Source organism: Streptomyces sp. PT12 (assembly GCF_003311645.1).
In the GTDB taxonomy this organism is placed as follows: Bacteria; Actinomycetota; Actinomycetes; order Streptomycetales; family Streptomycetaceae; genus Streptomyces.
On sequence record NZ_QEST01000029.1, the window covers coordinates 1 to 393 of the forward strand.

The following is a 393-nucleotide window of genomic DNA, read 5'->3' on the forward strand; positions in this document are numbered from 1 at the left end:
CCAGATCTCGACCTCGGTGAGGCTGTTCCAGTCGCCCTCGCCATCGCCCTCGTAGCCGTGGCCGAGATAGCGGATGCGGGAGGTCTCGACGGGATCGTCGAACGTGAACGTCTCAAGCGCCGCCGTCCTGCCACCGCTGCGCCCCTCATAGGCGGTGACCCAGCGCGAGCCGTCCCAGTGCTGGAGCTCGAACACGTTCTGCCGCGTCGTCCCCCGGTGCACCGCCAGCTTCACATGGCTCACCGACCGCGTCGACCCGAGGTCCAACTGAAGCCAGGCGCCATCGCCTTCACCCGACCAACGGGTGCCGAGATCGCCGTCGACGGCGTTCGCGGGGGCGTTGCCGTCATGGGTGCTCGCGGTGACCGCGCCCGCGCCCGGGGTCAGCTCCTC

At 70.0% G+C, this 393-nt stretch carries 1 protein-coding gene; it reads right to left on the reverse strand.

Annotation, left to right across the window (positions count from 1 at the left end; all coding sequences use genetic code 11):
• On the reverse strand, positions 1 to 393 hold a 393-nt coding region (locus tag DEH69_RS03670), incomplete at both ends, for a discoidin domain-containing protein (RefSeq protein WP_147255373.1).